2 protein-coding genes are annotated in these 2,500 nt (G+C 32.4%); both read left to right on the top strand.

The features are described from left to right. Positions 1-269: hypothetical protein (locus AB1630_12320; protein ID MEW6104577.1), on the top strand; the 269-nt coding region annotated here is incomplete at its 5' end. A 78-nt stretch (positions 270-347) separates the two neighbouring features. Then, positions 348-2,339, top strand: coding sequence for a hypothetical protein (locus AB1630_12315; protein ID MEW6104576.1), 1,992 nt, complete (start codon positions 348-350; stop codon positions 2,337-2,339). The last annotated feature ends 161 nt before the right edge of the window (positions 2,340-2,500 follow it).

Raw genomic sequence — 2,500 nt, 5'->3', positions numbered from 1 at the left:
AGGTAGACTTTGATATTAGTATTACCTTAATAGCCAATACCCTTTATAAATTATTGGTAAAAGAGATAAAAGGATTTCAGAGAGCAAAACCCAAAAGGATATTTAGGAATTTTATAGAATGTCCTGCTACTGTAGAGGTTAATGATTCTTCTGTCTTTGTCAAATTTGCTAATAAATCATACAATCCCATCCTTATGGATTGGGTTTCTAAAAGACAAGATTTATTAGTTCCCTGGATGGGCAATAGAAAACTCCAATTTAAATTTTAGTACTATTTAGGTGCCGTGATAATCGATGTTTAAGTTTAACTTGTCTTTTTGATTAAGGGGTAGATATAATTAAAGCTGATGAAGAAAAAAAATGAACCATTAAATCAAAAAATAAAAATTAGGAATACCATATTTCTAAAGTATAGTGGATATTTTTTGTTATTGGGGGTAATCCTCTTCTTATATTTCTATGTAGCCTATATTAACTCTAAAACACATTGGATGGTAGATGATGCCTTCATCTCTTTTAGATATGCCAAAAATCTTGCCGATGGAAAGGGTCTTGTTTATAATGAGGGAGAAAGGGTAGAGGGCTATACCAATTTTTTATGGGTTCTCATTCTCTCATTCTTTGCAAAGGCAGGGATAGATATCGTGCCTTTATCCAAGTATTTAAGCTTTATATTTGCTCTCCTAACCATTATAATTACCTTTTATATTCCAAGCCTTCTTTATAAAAAACCATTAAATCCTATTTTTAATCTTATCTCTTGCTTATTTCTAGCTTCAAATACCACATTTACCCTTTGGATACTAAGCGGTTTAGAAACCCACCTTTTCTTACTTCTTACAATCTCCTCAATAGCCCTTTCCCTTTATAATTCAAAATCACTTTATCTGCCAATACTAATATTTTTGGCTACCTTAACCCGACCTGAGGGAATTTTAATCTTTGGAATTACCTTTCTTTACAAGCTAATTCTTGAAAAAAGGATTGATATAAGGTTTATTCTTTTGTTTTTATTGCTTTATGTTCCATACTTTGTATGGCGATATTCATATTATGGCTTTCTCTTTCCAAATACATTCTATGCAAAAGTGGGAAGCGATTTTATTACCCAAAGTAAAAGGGGCATTGTCTATACCTATGAATTTTTAAAGGCATCAGGTAGCTTTTTGTTTATTCCCGCAATCTTTGTCTTTATAGGATATAAAAGCTTAAAATTGCTCTATGTCTCTTTGATGCTCATTATATTTACCCTTTACATTATTCTGGTAGGTGGAGATTGTTTGCCTCAATACAGATTCTTCCTCCCTGTTTTACCTATCCTTTATCTCTTTGTTCAAGAGGGTTTAAGATATATGTGTGAAATTAAAGTAAAAATAAAGAGAGGATTTCCCCTTGGATATTTATTTATCCCTCTTACTTTGGGCATAATCCTATTTTTTATAAAATTGTCTTTTGGTGTTACATCTTCCTATATCCATAAGCCTATACCAGATAAATTAGTAGAGGATGGAAGGAGATTTGCTCCTTATATTCTAAATGATTCTAATAGAGGCAAGTCCATTGCCCTTAACTCCGCAGGAAGCCCTGCCTATTACCTTCCTTCCTTTAAAATAATTGATATGCTTGGATTAAACGATGTCCATATTGCCCATAAAAAGGTAATGGTTAAGATTGAAGAAACAAAGGCAACAGGACATGAAAGGTATGACGGAGCATATGTTTTATCAAAGAAGCCAGATTATATTGTCTTTGGCTCTATATCAAATCCAAGGTTAATGTTTTCTGGAGACCTTGAAATATTTCAAGACAAAAGGTTTATAATGGATTATGAGCCTGTGGTTATTAGAGTTTTAACAGGCGAAGGCTGGCTTTTTGTTTATTATCGTAGGATAAAGGATAAACCGCTTTTGCCCTCTGATTATGAAGGTTTAGCAGGAAGTGATTATATGGAGGCAATGAAATATGCAAAGATGATGTTGCTGAATAAAGCCTTGTATTATCAAAACAAAAGGGATTACAATCAGGCCATCTTTGAATTTACGAAGGCTTTAAAGATATCGCCAAAAGATACAAAGGTTCTCTTTAATCTTTCTATGAACTATTATTACCAAAATAGTATAGATAGGGCAAAAGAAATATTTAAAGAAATCATAAACCTTCCCATTTCTGATATAGATATTTATGTCTTAAGCTGTAATAATTTAGGAAGCCTATACTATAAAGAGGGTCTAATTAAAGAGGCATCCTCTTGCTTTTTAAAAACCCTTAAGATTTCTCCAGATAATGCTTATGCTAAACAGATGCTTGGAAACAATGCAAAAAACCTTGACAAAAATTGAGAAAGTTGTTTAGAATTTTGTGTAACTATTCAGAACAGGATTTACAAGATGAACAGGATGTTAAATAAGCAGGTTATCCGGTTAATCAAAAAAATTATCATAACCCTGTGTCCGTTTGACGGATTGCCATTGCCCATAAATTACAATTGGTGAACTATTTG

The organism is bacterium (assembly GCA_040753555.1).
Classification (GTDB): domain Bacteria; phylum UBA9089; class UBA9088; order UBA9088; family UBA9088; genus JBFLYE01.
The sequence above is the reverse complement of the archived record's forward strand: the minus strand, read 5'-3'. Positions and strand labels throughout refer to the sequence as shown.

Coding starts and splice junctions, on each gene's coding strand:
- AB1630_12315 (MEW6104576.1), top strand. CDS start 348: ATGAAGAAAAAAAATGAACCATTAAATCAAAAAATAAAAATTAGGAAT.